Annotated in this window: 18 protein-coding genes and 1 pseudogene; 12 read left to right on the plus strand and 7 right to left on the minus strand. The window is 65.1% G+C overall.

Annotation, left to right across the window (positions count from 1 at the left end):
* The first annotated feature begins 3 nt into the window (after positions 1 to 3).
* The 7 genes and pseudogenes from nudK to CRO75_RS04565 form a co-directional block, all read left to right on the plus strand.
* Entirely contained in the window at positions 4 to 612 is a 609-nt protein-coding gene (gene nudK / locus CRO75_RS04535) for a GDP-mannose pyrophosphatase NudK (protein ID WP_009041448.1), read from the plus strand.
* A complete protein-coding gene (locus CRO75_RS04540; protein WP_097134566.1) occupies positions 605 to 1,510 on the plus strand; it encodes an extracellular solute-binding protein in 906 nt (301 codons plus the stop codon). The genes nudK and CRO75_RS04540 overlap by 8 nt, the downstream gene beginning before the upstream one ends.
* Positions 1,503 to 2,705, plus strand: coding sequence for an MFS transporter (locus CRO75_RS04545; RefSeq protein WP_097134567.1), 1,203 nt, complete (start codon positions 1,503 to 1,505; stop codon positions 2,703 to 2,705). Before CRO75_RS04540 ends, CRO75_RS04545 begins: the two co-directional genes overlap by 8 nt.
* Positions 2,702 to 3,358: an HAD-IA family hydrolase gene (locus CRO75_RS04550; RefSeq protein WP_085532670.1), complete on the plus strand. Its 657-nt coding sequence runs from the start codon at positions 2,702 to 2,704 to the stop codon at positions 3,356 to 3,358. The genes CRO75_RS04545 and CRO75_RS04550 overlap by 4 nt, the downstream gene beginning before the upstream one ends.
* Positions 3,359 to 3,416: 58 nt before the next feature.
* Positions 3,417 to 4,319 (plus strand): LysR family transcriptional regulator, encoded by a 903-nt coding sequence (locus tag CRO75_RS04555; protein ID WP_085532672.1) that lies wholly within the window; start codon positions 3,417 to 3,419, stop codon positions 4,317 to 4,319.
* Positions 4,320 to 4,449: 130 nt separating this feature from the next.
* Positions 4,450 to 5,073, plus strand: coding sequence for a glutathione S-transferase (locus CRO75_RS04560; protein ID WP_097134568.1), 624 nt, complete (start codon positions 4,450 to 4,452; stop codon positions 5,071 to 5,073).
* Between the two features lie 65 nt (positions 5,074 to 5,138).
* Positions 5,139 to 6,011 (plus strand): annotated as a pseudogene (locus CRO75_RS04565) (pyridoxamine 5'-phosphate oxidase family protein); the annotation flags it as partial.
* Between the two features lie 5 nt (positions 6,012 to 6,016).
* Here the strand turns inward: CRO75_RS04565 and CRO75_RS04570 are convergent.
* From CRO75_RS04570 to gmd, 7 genes are read right to left on the minus strand one after another with little or no spacing between them, the layout of a single operon-like run.
* Positions 6,017 to 7,147 (minus strand): glycosyltransferase family 4 protein, encoded by a 1,131-nt coding sequence (locus CRO75_RS04570; RefSeq protein ID WP_097134570.1) that lies wholly within the window; start codon positions 7,145 to 7,147, stop codon positions 6,017 to 6,019.
* Positions 7,148 to 8,278 (minus strand): glycosyltransferase family 1 protein, encoded by a 1,131-nt coding sequence (locus CRO75_RS04575; RefSeq protein ID WP_097134571.1) that lies wholly within the window; start codon positions 8,276 to 8,278, stop codon positions 7,148 to 7,150.
* Positions 8,262 to 9,638, minus strand: a complete 1,377-nt coding sequence (locus CRO75_RS04580) for a glycosyltransferase family 1 protein (protein WP_097134572.1) — start codon at positions 9,636 to 9,638, stop codon at positions 8,262 to 8,264. The genes CRO75_RS04575 and CRO75_RS04580 overlap by 17 nt, the downstream gene beginning before the upstream one ends.
* Positions 9,635 to 10,909 (minus strand): ABC transporter ATP-binding protein, encoded by a 1,275-nt coding sequence (locus tag CRO75_RS04585; RefSeq protein WP_097134573.1) that lies wholly within the window; start codon positions 10,907 to 10,909, stop codon positions 9,635 to 9,637. Before CRO75_RS04585 ends, CRO75_RS04580 begins: the two co-directional genes overlap by 4 nt.
* Positions 10,909 to 11,706 carry an ABC transporter permease gene (locus CRO75_RS04590; protein ID WP_009041437.1) on the minus strand — a complete coding sequence of 266 codons (798 nt, stop codon included), beginning with the start codon at positions 11,704 to 11,706 and terminating at the stop codon, positions 10,909 to 10,911. Before CRO75_RS04590 ends, CRO75_RS04585 begins: the two co-directional genes overlap by 1 nt.
* A complete protein-coding gene (locus tag CRO75_RS04595) occupies positions 11,706 to 13,148 on the minus strand; it encodes a mannose-1-phosphate guanylyltransferase/mannose-6-phosphate isomerase (protein WP_097134574.1) in 1,443 nt (480 codons plus the stop codon). Before CRO75_RS04595 ends, CRO75_RS04590 begins: the two co-directional genes overlap by 1 nt.
* A 3-nt stretch (positions 13,149 to 13,151) precedes the next feature.
* Positions 13,152 to 14,123 (minus strand): GDP-mannose 4,6-dehydratase, encoded by a 972-nt coding sequence (gmd, locus tag CRO75_RS04600; RefSeq protein ID WP_097134575.1) that lies wholly within the window; start codon positions 14,121 to 14,123, stop codon positions 13,152 to 13,154.
* An 830-nt stretch (positions 14,124 to 14,953) separates the two neighbouring features.
* On the opposite strand from gmd, the gene CRO75_RS04610 reads away from it, so the two are divergent.
* The 5 genes from CRO75_RS04610 to CRO75_RS04630 are packed head-to-tail and all read left to right on the plus strand — an operon-like array spanning position 14,954 to position 20,724.
* Complete coding sequence (locus CRO75_RS04610) at positions 14,954 to 16,561, plus strand: glycosyltransferase (RefSeq protein WP_097134577.1); 1,608 nt, start codon at positions 14,954 to 14,956, stop codon at positions 16,559 to 16,561.
* Complete coding sequence (locus CRO75_RS04615) at positions 16,561 to 17,865, plus strand: glycosyltransferase (RefSeq protein WP_097134578.1); 1,305 nt, start codon at positions 16,561 to 16,563, stop codon at positions 17,863 to 17,865. The genes CRO75_RS04610 and CRO75_RS04615 overlap by 1 nt, the downstream gene beginning before the upstream one ends.
* A complete protein-coding gene (locus CRO75_RS04620) occupies positions 17,865 to 18,752 on the plus strand; it encodes a methyltransferase domain-containing protein (RefSeq protein ID WP_097134579.1) in 888 nt (295 codons plus the stop codon). Before CRO75_RS04615 ends, CRO75_RS04620 begins: the two co-directional genes overlap by 1 nt.
* Entirely contained in the window at positions 18,749 to 19,906 is a 1,158-nt protein-coding gene (locus tag CRO75_RS04625) for an acyltransferase (protein ID WP_097134580.1), read from the plus strand. Before CRO75_RS04620 ends, CRO75_RS04625 begins: the two co-directional genes overlap by 4 nt.
* Entirely contained in the window at positions 19,900 to 20,724 is an 825-nt protein-coding gene (locus CRO75_RS04630; RefSeq protein ID WP_097134581.1) for a class I SAM-dependent methyltransferase, read from the plus strand. Before CRO75_RS04625 ends, CRO75_RS04630 begins: the two co-directional genes overlap by 7 nt.
* Positions 20,725 to 20,831: the final 107 nt, after the last annotated feature.

The following is a 20,831-nucleotide window of genomic DNA, read 5'->3' on the forward strand; positions in this document are numbered from 1 at the left end:
GCGATGAACCAGGCCATCTCCACCAAGGACCGGGTGCGGATCCATCAGGTCGAAGTGCTTTCGGACAACTGGTACGTACTGCGCAAGACCACCTACGACTTCCAGGGCCGCGACGGTGTCTGGCGCACCCTGGACCGGGAAACCTACGACCGCGGCAATGGCGCCACCATCCTGCTGTACAGCAGGGCCAAGCAGACGGTGGTGCTGACCCGGCAGTTCCGTTTCCCGGCCTTCGTCAACGAACACGACGGCATGTTGATCGAAACCTGCGCCGGGCTGCTGGACAAGGACGATGCGCGGACCTGCATTCACAAGGAGACGGAGGAGGAAACCGGCTATCGCATCCGTGAGGTGCGCAAGGTGTTCGAAGCCTTCATGAGCCCGGGGTCGGTCACCGAGCGCCTGCATTTCTTCGTCGGCGAATATTTCGATGAAGACAAGCAAAGCGAGGGCGGCGGCCTGGAACACGAGGGTGAAGAGATCGAAGTGCTGGAGCTGCCGATCGACCGGGCCCTGGCAATGATCGACAGCGGCGAGATCTGCGACGGCAAGACCATCATGCTGCTGCAGTACGCCAAGCTGCACCGGCTGCTGGAGGCCACCGATGACTGAGCTCAACGCCATCAGCTCGATGGAAAACGCCGAGCTGGCCGAATTCATCGCCGGCATCAGCCAGCACATCGGCATGCCGGTGCGCCTGACCCGTTGTTCCACCTCGGAGCTGATCGAGCGCCTGCACGGTGGCAGCGCCGGGGCCTGGGACCTGTTGCTGGGCACGGCGGCCACCGCCTTGCTCGACCCGGCCCTGGCCTGGCAACTGATGCCGCTGACGGACATCGAATTCTCCGGCCTGCCGGACGCCGCGGTGGCCACCGATCGCCGCTGGTTCGCGGCATCGGGTTTCGTCCCGGCCTTCTGTTATGACCCCAAGGTCCTGGCCCGCGAGGGCCTGGCGGCGCCGACCCGCTGGCAGGACCTGACAGGCCCCGAATGGGCCGGGCGCATCGCCTTGCCCGACCCCGCGCGCTCCGGTGCCGGTTACCTGCACCTCAGCGCGTTGCTCGAGCATTACGGCGAACCCGCCTGGACACTGCTGGCCCAGGTGGCCGGGCACGGCCCTGCGATCAGCGGTTCCTCCACGGCGCCGATCGAGGCCGTCGTGCAGGGGCAGGCCTGGCTGGGGGTGACGGTGTCGACCGCGGCCACCCGCGCCGCCGAACAGCACCCGCAGCTGCGCTGGTGCGTGCCCGAAGATGCACGCTGTTATGAGGACGAGGTGTTCGCCTGCCGAGCCGGCTCGCCCAACGCCGCCTATGCGCAGCAGGCATTGCAGTGGATGCTCACCCCGGCCGCGGCGCAGATCAGCCAGCGCTATGGCAAGGTCGTGCCGGGCCAGGCTCACCCGGTCGGCGCGCTGCAACCGCTGCCGGCCTTGCAGGCCAGTCGCGACAAGGCGGCGCGCTGTCGGCATTGGCAGGCGCTGTTCAGCCGGGAGACGGCCCATGGCTGAAGCCGCGCGGGATTCCAGTCAAGCGCTTAGCCGCCAGGAGCAGGTCCGCGAGGCGCGCCCGTGGTTTCTTTACCTGCTGTTCGGGCTGTTCGGCGCCCAGCAAGGGCTGCTCGGGCCGATCATGCCGTTCCTGCGCGACACCCTGGCCCTCGACCTCGGTTGGGCCGGCCTGCATTTCGCCGCCTATGCCGCCGGCCTGGCGCTGGTCGGCTGGCCCTATCGCTGGCTGGAACGACGGTTGCGCTCGACGAGCATGAGCACCATCGCCTGCCTCTCGGTGGTTATTGCCAGCAGCCTGTTCGCCCTTGCCGGACACTGGTCGCTGAGCTTGCTCGCCGCCGGGGCGATGGGCCTGTCGGGCGGATTTGTACTGGCGGTAGGGCAGGCAGCCCTGGGCGAGCGTTATCGCGAACAGGCCGCACCGAGGCTGGTGGAGGCGCACATCGTCGCCGGGTTGTGCGTGCTCGGCGGCGCCCTGCTGGTGGGTGGCATGACCGGCCTGGGTCTGTCCTGGCGCCTGGTGCCAAGCAGCATCGCCGCTATCGCGCTGCTGGTGACCTTGCTCTCGCTGAATGCCTGGAACGCCCCGGCGACACTCGCCGCCACCGATCAAGCCTGCGAGAGCGGGCAGACCCTCATGACCCGGCGGGTGCAACTGAGCCTGTGGGCCTCGGTGCTGCTGGGTATTTCCGCGGAATGGGGCGTCGGTTTCTGGGGCGCGGAATACCTGGCCGTGCATGTCCAGGTCAGCGCCTCGGCCGCGGCCACGCTGATGAGCCTGTATTTTGCCGGCACGGTGTGCGGGCGCCTGGCCAGCCGTTATGCGTTGATCCGCATCAGCCCGTTGCCGCTGCTGGTCGGCGTGATGCTCGGGGCCATCGCCACCCTGGTGCTGCTGTACTTCAGCCAGACCCGGCTGCCGACGGCCTTGTTCATCTTCGTCCTGGGCGCCTGCCTGGGCAATTTCTTCCCGTTGATCCTCGGTTCGGCGATGCGCATCGCGCCCCAGGCCAGCTCGGCCATCAGCGCCCAGGCCTCGCAGGCGGTGGGCGTGGCGCTGCTGCTGGCGCCTTTCCTGCTGGGCTTGCTGTCCTCGCGGATCGGTGTCGAAGCGGCTTTCAGCCTGTTGATCGTCTACCCCTTTCTCATGCTGCCGATCGCCTGCGGTCTGCATTTTCCCGGAGCACGCCCTTGAAGCTTTCTGCCCTGTTGTTCGATCTCGACGGCACCCTCATCGACACCGATGACCTGCACCTCAACGCCTACAACCAGTTGCTGGCGCGCTGGGGAAAATCCATGAGCCTGGATTACTACAAGGCCCACGTGATGGGCTTTCCCGACGACATGATTTTCTCCGGCCTGTTTCCCCAGGCGCCGGCGACGCAATACCCGGAGCTGGCGGCACAGAAGGAGGCCATGTTCCGCGCCCAACTGCGCGAGACCATTCCGGTGCCTGGCGTGCTGCGCACCCTGGATTATGCCCAGGCGGCCGGTATCCCCATGGCGGTGGTGACCAACGCGCCTAGGGAAAACGCCGAAGCCATGCTCCAGGGCCTGGGGATTGCCGAGCGCTTCGATGCGCTGGTGATCGGCGGTGAGCTGGCGCGCGGCAAGCCCGACCCGCTGCCTTACCTGACGGCTTTGCGCTTGCTGGACGCGAGCGCCGATCAGGCGCTGGCCTTCGAGGACTCGCTGGCCGGCGTGCGTTCCGCGGCGGCGGCGGGCATCCACACCTTTGGCATGCTCTCGGGCCTGGAGGAAACTCAGCTTCGCGAGGCGGGTGCGCGGAGTATCATCCGGGACTTCAACGATGAGGCCTTGTGGCAGCGACTCCAGGTCCCTGCCTGAGCCCGGGCGGTCCATGCGGGACGGTGCCGGGGCAGGGCGCCGTACTGCGAGGACCGTCATGGACCGATTCCAGGAAATGCAGGTATTCATCAGCGTCGCCCAGGAGCAGGGCTTCGCGGCCGCGGCCCGGCGCCTGGGGCTGTCCGCGCCCAGTGTGACCCGGGCGGTGGCGGCGCTGGAGCAACGTATCGGCACCCAACTGCTGACCCGCACCACGCGCAATGTGCTGCTGACGGAAGCCGGCCAGCGTTACCTGGAAGACAGCCGGCGCATCCTCGCCGAGTTGCAGGACGCCGAGGCCTCGGCCGCCGGCATCCATGCCCTCCCGCGCGGACAACTGACGATCACCGCTCCGGTGCTGTTCGGCGAGCTGTTCGTGACTCCGCTGATGGTGGATTACCTGGAACGCTTTCCCGAGGTCAGCATCAATGCCCTGCTGGTCGATCGGGTGGTGAGCATGGTCGAGGAAGGCATGGACGTCGCGGTGCGTATCGGCGAATTGCCCGACAGCGGCCAGCACGCGATGCGCGTCGGCGAGGTGCGGCGGGTCATCTGTGCTTCCCCGGCTTTTCTGGCGCGGCATGGCCGACCACGGCATCCCCAGGAACTGCGCCAGGCGCCGGTGATTGCGCCGTCGTCCATCGGCCAGTCCAGAAGCTGGCTGTTCGACGATAACGGAACACCCTTGAATATTCGTCCGGAGCCGCGGCTGGTGGTCACCGCCAACCAGGCGGCGATCAGTGCCGCGTGCCTGGGGCTGGGCCTGACCCGGGTGCTGTCGTACCAGGTCGCGGGCAAGGTGGCGGCGGGCGAGCTGGAGATTATCCTGGCGGAGTTCGAACTGGCGCCGCTGCCGATCCATGTGGTGTATCAGGGCGGGCGCAAGGCCCCGGCGCGGGTGCGCAGCTTCGTCGACTTCGCGGTGCAGGCGCTGCGCGAACATCCGGCGTTGCAGTCGTAGCGCGGATCATTGCGCTGGCTGAAATGATGGATTGTGTTTTCTGGTGATTCTGTTGTTTTGACCCGAGAGGGAAGATGGCGTCTGTCAGTGCCGCTCTTGTGAGCCGCACCCCTGCCCAGCGGAGTCTGCCATGCACGCCATCAAGCTCTACAACTTCCCCCGTTCCGGTCATGCCCATCGCGTCGAACTGATGTTGTCGCTGCTGGGGCTGCCTTTCGAGCTGGTCTTCGTCGACCTGGCGAAAGGCGAGCACAAGCAGGCGGACTTCCTGGCGCTGAACGCCTTTGGCCAGGTGCCGGTGATCGACGACCAGGGCGTGGTGCTGGCCGACTCCAACGCGATCCTGGTGTATCTGGCGCAGAAGTACGGCCAGGGCCGTTGGTTGCCCAGCGATCCGATTGGCGCGGCGCGAGTCCAGCGCTGGTTGTCGGTGGCGGCGGGGCCGATTGCGTTCGGCCCGGCGGTGGCGCGGCTGATCACCGTATTCGGCGCCCAGCGCAACGCCGAGGAGGCCATCGACCGCTCCCATGCGCTGCTCAAGGTGGTCGAGCAGGAACTGACGGCCAGCCCTTACCTGGCGGGCAGCGAACCGACCATCGCCGATATCGCCGGCTACAGCTACATCGCCCACGCCCCCGAGGGCAATGTGTCGCTGGCGGATTATCCACAGGTCCGCGCCTGGCTGGCGCGCATCGAAGCCTTGCCTGGCTTCGTCGGCATGCCGCGCACCGCGGTGGGCCTGCAAAGCGCCTGAATCTGGCGGCCCGGCACCCTCCGGGCCTGCTGACTGCTGCGTCATCGACGCAGGGGAGACCCATCATGAACATCGAATCCCCCTGGCATGCAGGCGAAACCCGCCTGCAAGCCCAGGCTGGCGTTGCCGAGCGCATGGACGTCGTCGGGCGCAAGGTGATCCGCAGCGAGATGCCCGACCAGCACCGGCAGTTTTATCAACAGCTGCCGTTCATGCTGCTCGGGGCTGTGGATAACCAGGGCAACCCCTGGGCCAGCGTGCTCGAAGGGGCTATCGGTTTCGCCCACTCGCCAACCCCCGGGCGGCTAAGGCTCGACAGCCTGCCCGCCGCCGAAGATCCCGCCCAGCTGACGCCGGGCGCGGCCATCGGCCTGTTGGGCATCGAGCTACATACCCGGCGGCGCAACCGCCTCAACGGTCGGATCGTCGAGCTGGACGACAGCGGTTTTGCCCTGGGGGTCGAACAGTCCTTCGGCAATTGCCCGCGCTACATCCAGCTGCGTCAGTTCGAGTCGGTGCCGCTGGCCACGCATCGGCCGGTGCAGCGCCTGGATGCGCTGGATGAAGCGGCGAGGGCGATGATCCGGGACGCCGATACGTTTTTCGTCGCCAGTTACGTGGAGCTCGAGGGACGGCTCTGGGTCGATGTGTCCCACCGCGGCGGCCCGGCCGGTTTCGTGCGGGTCGAGGGCAACCGCCTGAGCATTCCGGATTTCGCCGGCAACCTGCACTTCAACACCCTGGGCAACCTGCTGCTCAACCCCCGCGCCGGCCTGCTGTTCATCGACTTCAGCCGCGGCGACCTGCTGCAGCTCAGCGGCCGCACTGAAGTCGTGCTCGACGACCCGCAGATCGCCACCTTCCCAGGCGCCGAGCGCCTGTGGCGCTTCGAGGTCGAGCAACTGGTGCGCCGGCCCGCGGCGCTGGCCTTGCGCTGGACGGATCAGGCGTAGGACAGGGCTTTTTCCTCCAGTAACTCCTGGTACAGCTCGCTCCACCTTTGGCCCATCTGGTCGGCGGTGAACAGCTGCCGGTAACGGGCTTCGGCCTTGAGGCCCATCCGAGCGGCCTGTTCCGGGTTGTCCCAGAGCTGGCGCATGGCGGCGCGGAAGGCCAGGGGATCGCTGGGCGGCACCACCAGACCGGTTTCGCCATGGATATTGATGTAGCTGGTGCCGGTGCCGATCTCGCTGGAGATCATCGGTTTGCCGTACATCGCGCCTTCGAGCAGCGAGATGCCGAAGGCCTCGGAGCGCAGGTGCGAGGGGAAGACGATGGCGTAGCTCAGTTGCAGCAAGGCCACCTTGTCTTCATCCCCCAAGCGGCCGAGGAAATGCAGGTTGCGCAGGCCCAGCGCCGCGGCCTGGGCATGCAGTTCGGCCTCCAGCGGGCCGGCGCCGACGATCACCACCGGGTAGTCCACGTCCTTGAGGGCATCGAGCAGGATGTGCAGGCCCTTGTAGTAACGCATCACCCCGACGAACAGGAAAAAACGCTCGCCCAGGCGCTGGCGCCACTGGGCCATGCGTTCGGCGTCAGGCTGTGGATAACCAGCCTTGTCCAGGCCGTAGGGGATGACCCGGGTCTTGTCCGGGAACTGTTGCAGCACATCGCTGGTGTGCAGGTAGTTCGGCGACGCGGCGACGATCCGGTCGACGCTGCCCAGGAAGCGGTTCATCAATGGCCGGTACAGCTTGAGCAGGTGGCGCTGGCGGATGATGTCGGAGTGGTAGGTGGCCACACAGGGCTTGTTCATGCCACTCATGAAATGCACCAGGTCCATGAACGGCCAGGGGAAGTGATAGTTGACCACATCGGCTTCGGCGGCCATTTCGCGGAACTGCTTGAACACGCTGTAGGAGAAACCGGTGGAGGCGAACTGGAAATCCAGCTTCGCCTGGTGCACTTCATGCTGGCCCACCTTCAGCGCGCCGGGCGAGGGATCGGGGCTCAGCGTCAGGACCTGGCCGTCGATGCCATAGTGGGCACCGCTTTCGCAGAGCTGGAAGATGACCTGCTCAGTGCCGCCGACCGAGTCAGGCAGGTATGTTTTGTAGAAGTGTAAAACCCGCATTCAGCCTCCCATGGCCTGACGGTAGGCACGCGCGGTGATCCGCGCGCAGCGCCCCCAGGAAAAAAGTCTTGCCTGTTGCAATCCCGCTTCGCGGCACGCCTGCCAATGGCCGTCGTCTTCGATCAGGCGCAGCAGGGCGTGGCGCAAGCCGTCCACATCGTCGGGGCCGACATAGTTGCCGGCCGTATCTGCGACTTCGGGCATTGCCGAACATCGTGTCAGTACCACCGGCGTACCACTGGCCATGGCTTCCAGGACTGGAAGACCAAAGCCCTCGTAACGCGAAGGAAAAACCAGGGCCCTGGCTCCGGCGACCAGCTGTGCCAGCTGTTCGTCCGGCAGGTAGCCCAGCAGGCGCACATGGCCGCTGGCCAGGGCGCTGGACAGCGTTTCGCTGAATTGCCCTTGCTCCCAGCCCACCATGCCGACGATCAGCAAGGGATAACGCTGGCGCAGGGTTTCCGGCAGCCGGGCATGCGCCAGCAAAGCCAGGGACAGGTTCTTGCGCGGTTCCAGGGTGCCCACGCAGAGTAGATAGCCGTGGGCTTGCAGCTTGTAGGTCGCGAGGCAGGGCTCCAGCTCGGCCGGCTCCCGGGGATGAAAGCGTGGAGCCGCACCCAGCGGGGCCACGACAAAACGCTCGCGCGGCAGGCCGAAGTAGGCCTGGGCTTCATCGGCGACGAACTGCGAATCGGTCAGGATCACCCGCGCCTGCTCCATGCCGGCTCCCAGGCGTCGCTCGATTTCCTTCAGCCGCGCCGGTGGCTGGGTGGCCGGGTAATGCACGTGGGTCAGGTCGTGCAGGGTCATCACAGTCGGCCCCTCGAACGACATCGGCCACAGGCTGGGTTCGTGGTAGAGGTCGATGGTGGCGTGCCGGCCCTGGTCGAAGCGCCGCTGTTCCAGCCAGCGCCGCGCCTGGTAGGCCCCGGGAATCTGGCGCAGCCAGGGGCTGAGCCGGGAGTAACCGGGCATCGCGGCAGTCGGCAGTTCATTGCTCCAACCCCAGCCATGGAACAGCGCCAGTTCAAGGCCCGACTCGCCGGCCAGGGCCGGCGCCAGTTCCGCGACGTAGTGGCCGATGCCGGTGCGTGGCGCCTGGAGAATGCGCGCGTTAAGGGCTACACGCATCGTTCATCTCCAGGACCGCAGGGGCGTTCCGGTGCTGGCGGACAATACGTTCGATCAACTGGTTGCTGGCGTCGCGCCAAGTCAGCCAACGCCACTCATCCACATCACGGGCAGCGGGGAACACCCCCGTGCGCTCTTGCTGGATGACCAGCTCGGCCAGGCTCTGTGGATCATTCAGGTCGAAATAGGCCATGAATTCGCCGCCGATTTCGCGAAATACCGGGATGTCGCTGCCCATGGCGGGCAGGCCACGCTGCATGGCTTCCACCAGGGGCAGGCCGAACCCTTCGACATAGGAGGGGAACACCAGCGCCGTCGCCTTGGAGTAGGCGTACTCCAGGCTGTTGTCGTCCAGTGAATTGAACATGAACAGGCGCCGGTTCAACTCCGGGTGCCGGCGAATCCGTTCGATCAGCGCCTCGCACTTCCAGCCGATGCGCCCGGCGATGCACAGGCGGGCCTGGGAACCGCTGGCCCAGACACGCTCGAAGGCGTCGATCAGGAACCCGTGGTTCTTGCGTGGTTCGATGGTGCTGACCATCAGGAACACCGGCGCCCGATGCTTGAACAGCTGCGTCAAGTCCGGGTCTATCCGCGAGTTCTCGCTGCACAGATCCAGCTCCGAACCCAGGTGGAAAAAATCGAACCAACGCTGCGTGACCTGCTCGCGGCCAACCCGGCGGAGCATTTCCGCGTGCACCTGATCGCGGATGGTCGCGGAGATCGCCACGTAGCCGTCGGCGGTGCGGGCTATCCAGTCGAACCAATGGTTGAACACCCGGACCAGCCCGGCGTCGCAGAACTGCGGATGAGTCAGGGGGATCAGGTCGTAGATCACCGAAACTATTCCCACGCCGTCGCGCTTGAGCTGTTCGGCCAAGGGGAAAAAGTCGGCGTGCCACGACGAGTCCAACAGCACCAGTTGATCGCCCGGTTGATGTTGCAGCGGCACACAACGCTGGGGGATTTCATCCACGTTCACCAAGCGGTTGCACAGGCGCAGGGGAATGCTGAGAAAGGCAAAGGCCGTCAGGCGGCACGCGATGTAGAGCAAGCGCCGGGCGATGTATGAATCGGCAAAGGGTTTGCGGCGTTCCAGAGTCCGGTGGCGCAGCCAGAAAACGTTAGCGATCTGCTCCAGGCGTACCCGCAGGCTCATCAGGTCCCAGCGCCGGGTCGGCAGCGGCTTTAGGCTCAGAACCCGATACAGCTTGCCGCCGAGCATCGCCACCGGAATGCACTCCACCGCGCCGCTGGCCGCGGGCAACTCGCGGATGACGTTGCGCACCACGCGCTGGATGCCTGAGTTGGTTTCGGGGTGTTCGAACACGTAGGTGCATTCGATCAACAGGCGGCTCATGGTTCCACCTGCTGGCTGATTGGCTGGACGGGCTCCACGAAGCCCGGGAGGGTGCGCTCGATACTGGTCCGCGCCTGCAGCCAGGAACAACCGACAAAGTCTTCCTGGCGGTTATTGATGACGTGGAAGACCAGGCCGTAGTCGCGCCATTCGAAGTTGCGATCCAGGTGCGAATCCAGCCGCGAAAGGCTCAGGGCCACCGAGTAGTTGCCCTTGCCCAGGCCCATGGTGAAGGCGAAGCGGAAGGTGACCTTTTCGCCGGCACTCAAGTCGGTCAGGGCCTGGTCCAGGCGATGGGTGTTGATGCCATACATGGGCTGGCCGAGACGGTCCTTGATCATGAAACCCAGCACCAGCCGTTCGATGTCCTGGCGCACCTCGACCTGTACTTCCAGCACCACCGGCTGGCCGACTTCGGCCATCTCGATCGAGCGCTCGCGTTCGTCGCGCAGGTGCACACTGAGGATCGCGGCTTCGCCGGTGCCGGAAATGGTCCGTACCTGGCCGTTGGCGAGCATTTCCTGGCGCACCGTCTGGCCTTCGCGTTCGGCGAGCATGGCGTTGTAGTAGTCCATCACTTCTTCCGGCTTGCCGTGCATGGCCACGCGGCCCTGTTCGAGCAGGATCGCGGTGTCGCAAATCGACTGGATCGCCGAGCGGTCGTGGGACACGATCAGCAGGGTGGTGCCGGCGCGGCGGAAGCTGCGGATGCGCTCGAAACTCTTGTGCTGGAAGTAGGCGTCGCCCACCGACAGCGCCTCGTCGACGATCAGGATGTCCGGGCGCCGGGCCGTGGCCACGCTGAATGCCAGGCGCATCTGCATGCCGCTCGAATAGGTACGTACCGGATGATCGATGGCCTCGCCGATCTCGGCGAAGGCTTCGATTTCCGCCATCAGGGCCTGGATTTCCTCGACCTGCATGCCCAGCAGCTGTCCGGCCATGACCGCGTTCTGGCGCCCGGTGAAGTCCGGGTGGAAGCCCATGCCCAGCTCCAGCAATGCCGCCACCCGACCCCGCAGATGGATCTCGCCGCAGGTCGGCTGGGTGGTGCCCGTGATCATTTTCAGCAAGGTGCTTTTGCCGGCGCCGTTCACCCCGACTATGCCCACGGCCTGGCCCGGCTCGATCTCGAAATCGACGCCTTGCAGCACCCAGTGCAGGTGATGGCGCGGCCTGGAAAACGGAATCATCCATTCGAACAGCCGGCTCCAGCGGTTCGGGTACTGCTTATAGGCCTTGCCCAGGCCGGTGACGCGTATATGTCCCATCAGAGCTCATCCACCATTTCACCGACGCGCTGGCGGAAAAGCCGCAGCCCCATGCCACAGAACAACAGGCTGATCACCAGCATCGGGGTCAGCGAACTCCATTGCGGCCACTGGTCGTACAGGAACAGGTTCTGGTAGCTGTGCATCAGCGCGGTCAGCGGGTTGAGCGCCAGCAGGCGCTGGATCGACTCGGGCAGGATGCTGATGGGATAGACAATGGGCGTCAGCCAGAACCAGAACTGCAGGAAGATGCCAAAGAACTGCCCGACGTCGCGAAAGAACACGTTCAGCACCCCGAGGATCATCCCCAGGCCGGTGCAGAACAGCACCTGCAACAGCAGCAGCGGGATCAGCGCGAGCAGCGCCAGGCCCGGCAGGCGCCCGGTGATCAGCAGGAAACCGAGGAACAGGCCGAGGATGATCGCGAAGTTGATGCCGGCGTTGAGCAGCACGATCACCGGCAGGCAGATGCGCGGGAAGCTGATCTTCTTCAGCAGGTTGGCGTTTTCCAGGAACATGCTCTGGCTGCGCAGGGTCAGCTCGGAAAACAGGCCCCAGGTCAGCAGCCCGGCGCACAGGTAGACGCTGTAGGCCAGGCCGTCCTCGACCCCTGGCAGGCGGGCGCGCATCACCTGGGAAAAGATCACCGTGTAAACCACGATCATCGACAGCGGGTTAAGCACGGTCCACAAGGCGCCGAACAGCGAGTTGCGGTAACGCGCCTGGAATTCGCGCTGCACGCTGCCGAGGATGAAGCCTCGGTAGCTGCGCAGCGAGCGGTACAGATTGAGCAGCATCAGGCCGTCCTGCCGTATTGGTCTTCGAAACGGACGATGTCGTCTTCGCCCAGGTATTCGCCGCTCTGCACTTCGATGATGACCAGGTCGATCACCCCCGGGTTCGCCAAGCGGTGCTTGTGCCCGGCGGCGATGAAGGTGGATTCGTTGCTGTTGAGCAGATGCGAGCCTTCGCCGTTGTTGGTGACTCTGGCCGCGCCCTGGACTACCACCCAATGCTCACTGCGGTGGTGATGCATCTGCAGCGACAGCGCCGTGCCGGGCTTGACCACGATGCGCTTGATCTTGAAGCCCGGGCCTTCCTCCAGCACGGTGTAGCTGCCCCAGGGCCGGTTGACCGTGCGATGCAGGCGATAGGCTTCGTGGTTGCGATCCTTGAGCTGCCTGGCCACCTGGCGCACGTCCTGGGCGCGGTCGGCGTGGGCCACCAGGATGGCGTCGGCGGTTTCGACCACGATCAGGTTGTCGACACCCACCGTGGCGATCATCCGGCCTTCGCTCTGTACGAAGTTGCCGCGGCTGTCGATGAACAGGGCCTCGCCAGTGGCGCGGTTGTCCTGGGCATCGGCGTCGATCAGGGCGCTGATGGCGCACCAGGAACCGATATCGCTCCAGTCGAAGCCGGCCGGGATCACCGCGACCTTGTCCGAGATTTCCATCAGCGCGTAGTCGATGGAAATATCTGGCATATCGGCGAAATGCGCCGCCGACAACTCGTGCTGGACAATGCGTCCGGTTTCCACTGGCGTGCTGGCCGCCTGGCAGGCGCGGCCCAGCTCCAGCAGCGCGGGAGCGTGCTGCTGCAACTCGGCCAGCAGGGTCGCGACCGTGAAGCAGAACATCCCCGAGTTCCACAGGAACCGGCCGCTGTCGAGGTAACCCTGGGCGGTCAGCGGGTCAGGTTTCTCGACGAAGCGGCGAACCCGGGCGCCGCCACGTTCGTCCAGGCTATCGCCGGATTCGATGTAGCCAAAACCGGTTTCCGGCGCGGTCGGAGTGATGCCGAACGTCACCAGGTAACCGGCTTTGGCCAGTTGCACGGCGTGGGCGACAGCATTGCGAAAGGCCGCCTCGTCCTGGATCAGGTGGTCGGCGGGCATGACCACCAGGGTTGCCTGATCGCCGTGCCGTGCCTGCACGGCCAGCGCGGCGGCGGCAATCGCCGGTGCTGTATTGCGGCCCGAGGGTTCGAGGATGAAGTGGCCGTGGTGCTGTTCCAGCCTGGCGGCCTGGAAATGGTCCTTGCTTTGGAAAAAGTGCTCACGGTTGGTCACCGTGACGATCTCGCCGTTGCCGGCCAGCAGCCCGGCAGCACGACGGTAGGTCTTGCCCAGCAGGCTCTGGCCGTCGGGCAGGGTCATGAAGGGCTTGGGCTGCCCTTCGCGCGACACTGGCCATAAACGGGTGCCGGCGCCGCCGGAAACAATTACAGGAATCAACATGCCTTACTCCTTGGCAACACGTGTCATGTCCGCATCCACCATCATGTGGATCAGGTCCTGCAGATCGGTTTTGGGCCGCCAGCCAAGGAGCTTTTGAGCTTTGGCCGGGTTGCCCAGCAGCACGTCGACCTCCGCCGGGCGCAAGAACGCCGGGTCGATCTTCACGTAGTCACGGTAGTTCAGGCCGACGTGTTCGAAGGCGATCTGGCACATCTCGCGCACGGTGGTGGTGACGCCGGTGGCCACCACGTAATCGTCGGCCTTGCCCTGTTGCAGCATCAGCCACATGGCTTCGACATAGTCGCCGGCGAATCCCCAGTCGCGCTTGGCGTCGATGTTGCCCAGGCGCAGCTCCTGCTGCTTGCCCTGTTTGATCCGCGCGGCGGCGTCGGTGACTTTGCGGGTCACGAACTCGATGCCGCGCAGGGGCGATTCGTGGTTGAACAGGATGCCGCTGCTGGCGTGCAGGCCGAAGCTCTCGCGGTAGTTCACGGTGATCCAGTGCCCGTAGAGCTTGGCCACGCCGTAGGGGCTGCGTGGGTAGAACGGGGTATTTTCGTCCTGCTGCTCGGCCTGGATCAGGCCGAACATTTCGCTGGTGGACGCCTGGTAAAAGCGGGTGTGCGGGCTGAACTGGCGGATCGCCTCGAGCAGGTGGGTCACGCCCAGCCCGTCGACGATACCGGTGGTCACCGGCTGGTCCCAGGAGGCGGCGACAAAGCTTTGCGCCGCCAGGTTGTAGAGTTCGTCGGGCGCCGCCTTGATCACCGCCCGTTGCACGGAGCAGGCGTCGGCCATGTCGCCATCCAGATAGCGGATCTCGCCCTCGATGCCCATCTCACGCAAGCGCCAGCGCGAGTCGCTGCTGCGTCGCGCCACCAGTCCGTGAACCTGATAGCCCTTGTCCAGCAGCAACTTGGCCAGATAGGCGCCGTCCTGCCCCGTGATCCCTGTGATCAGTGCACTTTTTGTCATTCTTGTAGTACCCGTGACTCCCAGTCGGACAGGATCGCCCGCGGGGATTGTTGTATAGGTGTTTCAGGCGCCCATTCGCTGTACAGCCGCTCGCCATGGCCACCATGGGCGCGACGCAATGCTGTCCACCATTGACGGGCAGGGGACTGGAGCGTGGTGGTGGAGGCCGGGGCAAGCGGGGTCAGAGGCTCGAGCAGAGGGCGGATGTTGTTGCGCTGGCCAGTCAGGTGGATCGCCGGGTCGGGTGATCGGGGTAACAGGCGCTGGAAGTTTTGGTGGGCGCTCGGGCCATGGGAGGAGGCAGGCAGCGACCTCCGGCCTGAGCCGATGCTGCTCAAGCGGGATTGGGTGTGACGACCCATGAATCCATTCAGGCCCGTTACAAACAGACGCTTCTTCAAGCGGCAGTCCCCTCATCACGAACTTGCGCGAAATCCCGAGTTTAAAGGCGGGAAAATTCAGGAACTTCCGAAAAGTATCGAAAATGGCCTGCCACGCGAAGTTATTGTTGTAGTTATTTGGCAGTCAATCTGTGCCAATTGCGCGGCAATTTCAATAAGTCCTATCGTGACCGGTAAGTTCTCCTTTTTGAGCATAGGAAAAATCTCTCCGGTAGGTTCCCGAACATTCGATGGATGTGTTTAGAATGCCCTTCGTCTCGACCCAAACGATCAGAGGCAGCTGTCTTTAGCCGCTGGAAACTGACCAATAGAACAAGAACGTAGACGGGCATGAGAACGATGGATGCACGCCCGCAACACAGGCGTGGCGCCATGGCTCTACCGTCATTGTGTGAAGGTGCCAGGACGGCGGCTTCATCGTGAGATGCCATGAATTTCATTCTTTATTCGGATGTTAACGACGGCTCCATCAGCCAGAGCCTCGGGCGTCCGGAATACAGCTATTACTTCGTGCTCAAGGCCTATCGCCCGGTGTTGGAAAGCCTTGGGCGCGTGCATGTGGTGCAGACGCCGGCCGAGGTCGACCGGCTGTATCACGAGCTGCGGCTCAAGGGCGAAGACTGCCTGTTTCTTTCGTTCACCCCACCCCAGAAAACCCCGGTCGACCTGGACTGTCCGACCCTGTGTGTGGTGGCCTGGGAGTTCGACTCGATCCCCCACGAATACTGGGATGACGACCCGCATCAGGACTGGAGCCGCACCCTTGGCCGCCATGGCCGGGTGATCACCCTGTCCAGCCATACGGCCCGTGCGGTGCGTCGGGTGCTGGGTGAGCATTTTCCGGTGCTGGTGCTGCCTACCCCGTTGTGGGAGCGCTTCGACGGCGTCCGCGGGCAATACCCCAATGTGCCGGTCAACGCCGGTACCACCCTGCAGATCAAGGGCTGCATCATCGACAGCCGGGCCCTGGGGCTTTCCGCCGACGGTCTGATCGCGCCGGTGCTGGATGAGGCGCCGCCGTCTCCCGCTCCCGTCGAGGTCGAAATCGTCGAAGCCCCAGCGCTGACCGTCAGGCGCCGGCTGTTCATCGCCAAGCACTATCTGCGCGAATGGTATCGAGCGCTGGCCGGCGGCGAATGGCGCCGGCCGCTGTTCATCAGCAAGCACTATGTTCGCGAATGCTACCGCGAGGGGTTGCGCGACCGGGTTCCCGAGCGCCTGCGGGCGCTGATGGCGAAATCGAGACCGGAGCACGCGGCAGCGTTGCCTGTGGTCCTGCCGGCACCCGCGCCTGAGCTGGAACACCCCCAGGCCGTCCTCCCGGCCACCGACCAGCAGGTGGAGTTCCAGGTCGATGGCGTGGTCTATGTCAGCGTGTTCAACCCCGACGACGGCCGCAAGAACTGGCATCAACTGATTACCGCGTTCTGCTGGGCGATGCGCGACACCGAAGACGCCACCCTGGTGTTGAAGATGACCCAGAACGACCTGTCGTCCTATTACGTCGAAATGCTGACCCTGCTGTCGCAGCTGTCACCGTTCAGCTGCCGGGTGGTGGCCATGCACGGCTATCTGGACGACGAGCAGTTCGCAAGGCTGTACGGCGCGGCCAGTTTCTACGTCAACGCCTCGCGGTGCGAAGGCCTGTGCCTGCCGCTGATGGAATTCATGGCCTGCGGCAAGCCGGTGATCGCGCCGCTGCACACGGCCATGCTCGATTACATCGACGAGGACGTGGCCTTCATCGTCAAGTCCAGCCAGGAGCCGGCGATCTGGCCGCAGGACTCGCGCATCCTGTTCCGCACCCTGCGTCACCGCCCGGATTGGGGCTCGTTGAAAACCGCCTACCAGGACAGTTACCGCATGGCCAAGGAAAACCCCGCGGGGTACCAGTCGATGTCCCTGGCCGCGGCCCGGCGCATGCAGGAGTACAGCAGCTTCGCCAGCGTCCAGGGGCGCCTGCGGGAGTTCTTCGCCCTGACCCCGCTGACCGAGGCCGGTGGCGCATCCTCCCTGGCCGTGGCGGGTAACGCCTGATGCTGATCCTCATCCATTCGGAAACCAACAAGAGCAACATCCAGCAGAACCTCGGCCGTCCCGAATACAGCTACTACTTCGTGCTCAAGGAGTTCCGGCCGGTACTGGAACGCCTGGGCCAGGTGCTGGAGGTCAGCAACCCCGACGAGCTGGTGGACCGCCTGTATTTCGACTGCCAGAGCCGCGGCGAGGCGTGCATCTTCCTGTCGTTCTCGCCGCCCCATCGCACGTCCAACCATTACGCCTGCCCGACCATCCCGGTGTTCGCCTGGGAGTTCAGCACCATTCCCACCGAAAGCTGGCAGGGCGAGCCGCGCCATGACTGGCGGCTGGTCCTGGGCACCGCGGGCGCGGCGATCACCCACTCCAGCTTTACCGTGCGAGCGGTGCGCGAGGTGATGGGCGAGGACTACCCGATCTGCGCGATCCCGGCCCCGGTCTGGGATCGCTTCGCCCGCCGTGGCGAGCAACTGGGCAAGCAGCCACGGGCGTCCCGTGTGACCCTCAACCTGCACGGACTGTTGCTCGACAGCCGCACCCTGGACCTGAATGCCTATGGCCCGAGCCCGCTGCGCGAAGGCTCGCCAGTACTGCTCAATGCCCCGGCCCGCGATTGCCAACTGCTGCTCGACGGGGTGGTCTACACCTCGGTGTTCAACCCCTACGACGGGCGCAAGAACTGGCAGGACATGATCAGTGCGTTCTGCACCACCTTTCGCGACTGTGCCGACGCCACCCTGGTGCTGAAACTGACCCACCACGATATCGGCAACGCGCTGGCCGACATGCTGCACCACCTCTACAAGAACCAGTCCTATCAGTGCCGGATCGTGCTGATCCACGGCTTTTTGTCCGACCCGGACTACGAACGGCTGGTGGAGGCCACCCGCTATGTGGTCAATTCCTCGTTCGGCGAAGGGCAGTGCCTGCCGCTGATGGAGTTCATGTCCTGCGGCAAGCCGGCGGTGGCGCCGTGCAACACCGCGATGGCCGACTACATCGACCACGACAACACCTTCATCGTCGATTCCACCGACGAACTGACCGCCTGGCCCCACGATCCGCGGGCGGCCTATCGGACCTTGCGCTACATCACCAACTGGGATTCGTTGTGCTCGGCCTATCGCGCCAGCTACGACGTCGCCCTGCAGGACCCCAAGCGTTATGCGCGCATGTCGAGCCATGCGGTCGAAAGCCTGCGACGCTTCTGTAGCCAGGCCACGGCCGAACAGCGCCTGGGCGAGTTCTTCCAACAAGTGCTGGAGCGGCGCAAGGCGTCTGCCGCCCCCGGGCTTCCCGCGTGATGCGGGCGTTTCTGCGGCGTTTGCGCAGGGGCGCGCCGTTGCCTGCGCCGCTGCTGGCCGAAGCGCCCAGGCCCGCGGTTTCTCCCCGCGATTGCGGCTTGCGCGACGCCATGCTCGATGGCTGGTTCCGTTCCGAAACCGGCGAGCTGCTCAAGGGCTTTGCCATCAGCGCCGAAGACACCCTGCTCGATGTCGGCTGCGGCGAGGGCGTGGCGACGCTGTTCGCCATGCGCCAGGGCGCTTCGGTGATTTTCACCGACAGCGAGTTCGACAAGGTGCGCGACCTGGCCCGGCAAGTCGCCGAGCAATCGGACGTGCCCGCCCTGGGGCTGGTCAGCAACAGCCTGCCGTTGCCGCTGGCCCAGGGCTGCGCCAGCAAAGTGGTGTGCATGGAGGTGCTGGAGCACATCGAACAGCCCGCGCCGTTTCTCGCCGAGCTGGTGCGCATGGGCCGCCCCGGCGCGCAGTACCTGATCAGCGTTCCGGACCCGGTGGGCGAGCATTTGCAGAAGGGCATCGCGCCGCCCGGCTACTACCGCGCGCCGAACCATGTGCAGGTATTTTCCCGCGAAGGCTTTGGCCAGTTGATCGAGGACGCCGGGCTGGTCATCGAACATCGGCAGGCCACGGGCTTTTTCTGGGTCATGGGCATGATCTTTTTCTGGGCCAGCGAACGGGCCGCCGGACGCGAGCCGCCGGGCGCCGTGCGCGACCGCATCCAGGCGCCGTACCCGGCGCTGATGGAAGGCTGGGCGCGGACCTGGGAGGAGCTGCTGGCGCAACCCGACGGGCTGGCGATCAAGCAGGTGCTCGATGGTTTCATGCCGAAAAGCCAGGTCATCATCGCCCGCAAGCCGCTGCCCGGCGCCGTGGCTGAGCCGTCTTGAACGACAAGCGGATCATGGACATCGAGCTGCTGCGGGGCATCGCGGTGCTGGGCGTGGTGTTCCATCATCTGCAAGGCAATCTGTTTCCAGGCGGGCTCGCCTGGTTGGGCAGCGTCGCCGCCTACGGCCAGTTCTGGTGGGGCGTGGACCTGTTCTTCGTCATCTCCGGTTTTGTCATCGCCCGCAGCCTGGTCCCGCAGCTGCGCGCCTGCACCAGCGCCGCGCAGTGCTGGCAACGGACCCGCGACTTCTGGATTCGCCGCGCCTTCCGCCTGCTGCCCTCGGCCTGGTTGTGGCTGCTGCTGATGTTGCTGGCGAGCCTGTTCCTCAATCGTTCGGGAGCCTTCGGCAGCCTGTACGCCAACCTCTGGGCCACGGTTGCCGGCCTGCTGCAGTTCGCCAATTTCCGTTTCGCCGACAGCTTCTTCCACTACGAATACGGTGCCAGTTTCGTCTACTGGAGCCTCTCGCTGGAGGAGCAGTTCTACCTGTTGCTGCCGCTACTGGTGCTGTTGTGTCGCAGGTACCTGGTCTGGGTGTTGCTGGCGCTGGTGGTCGTGCAACTGGTGAGTTTGCGTTCGGTGCTGTTGATGTTCATCCGCACCGACGCCATGGCCCTGGGCGTGCTGTTGGCGCTGTGGACAGCCCGATCCAGCTACCGGCACTGGGAACCGAAGTGGCTGGGTCGGCATCCGGGGCTCGGCCCGTTGCTGCTGATCCTGTGTGGCCTGGGCCTGGGCTGGCTGGCCACCGATGGGTTCAATGTCACCCACTATCGGGTCGGCGCCCTGGCGGTGCTCTGCGCGCTGTTGGTGTGGATCGCTTCCTACAACCGCGACTACCTGCTGCCCCGCGGCCCGCTGAAAAGCCTGCTGGCCTGGGTCGGCAGTCGTTCCTACGGGATCTACCTGATCCATATCCCGGTGTTTCTGCTGGTCCGCGAAGCCTGGTTCCGCCTGGCGCCCCTGGGCACGGCCGGGCTGAACGAGCAGCCGCTGCTGGCGCTGGCCTGCGCCCTGGGCTTGCTGCTGTTGCTGAGCGAACTCAACTACCGTGTCATCGAGTTGCCCCTGCGCAATCGGGGCGCTGAGCTGGTGCAACGCCTGGGCACATCCCGTTCTCCCGTTCCTTCCACTGGAGTCACTTCATGCTGAGCCTTCTGAAAAAACTCACGGCGAGCGCTCCTGCGGCCGTGACGCCCGACGCACCGCCGCCGGCCAAGGTCGATCCGTACATGCTGGGCCTGCAGGACGCCATGCTCAGCGGCTGGTTCAACCAGGAAAACGGCGAGCTGTTCACCGGCTTTCCGGTGACGGCCGAGGACACCCTGCTGGACGTTGGCTGTGGTGACGGCGGCAACGTGCATTACTGCGCGATGCGCGGGGCGAAGATCATCATTGCCGACATCGACGCGGCCAAGGTCGAGGCGACGCGCCAGCGTCTGAGCGATACGCCGGCCCGCGGTGTGGAATGCCATGTCACCGACTGCAATCCACTGCCGATTGCCGACGGCACCGCCAGTCGCGTGGTGTCCACCGAGGTCATCGAGCATGTGGACGATCCGGCGCAGTTTCTCTGCGAACTGGTGCGAGTCGGCCAGCCGGGCGCGCTGTACCTGCTGAGCGTGCCGCACCCGAGCTCCGAGGACCTGCAAAAGGACATCGCCGCGCCGGAGTATTTCCAGAAGCCCAACCATATCCGCATCATCAGCGAAGAGCAGTTCAAGCAGATGGTCGGCGACGCCGGGCTGGAGGTGCTGAGCCATAGCCAGTACGGCTTCTACTGGTCGATGTGGATGCTGCTGTTCTGGGAAGCCAAGGTCGAATTCAGCAACCCCGACCACCCGTTGCTCGACCAATGGGCGAACACCTGGCAGACCATCCTCAACTCGCCGCGCGGGGTGCAGATCAAGCACGCGCTGGACGCCGTGGTCGCCAAGAGCCAGGTCATCATTGCCCGCAAGCCGGCCTGAACCGGCCCCTGTAGCCGCTGCCGCAGGCTGCGCAAGGCCGTAGGCCTTCGGCGATCTTGCGACCCTGCGCGCCCTTCGGTCGCGATCGTCCGAACGCGGCCCGAGCC

The organism is Pseudomonas sp. LAMO17WK12:I10, assembly GCF_900215185.1.
GTDB classification, from domain to species: Bacteria; Pseudomonadota; Gammaproteobacteria; order Pseudomonadales; family Pseudomonadaceae; genus Aquipseudomonas; species Aquipseudomonas chlororaphis.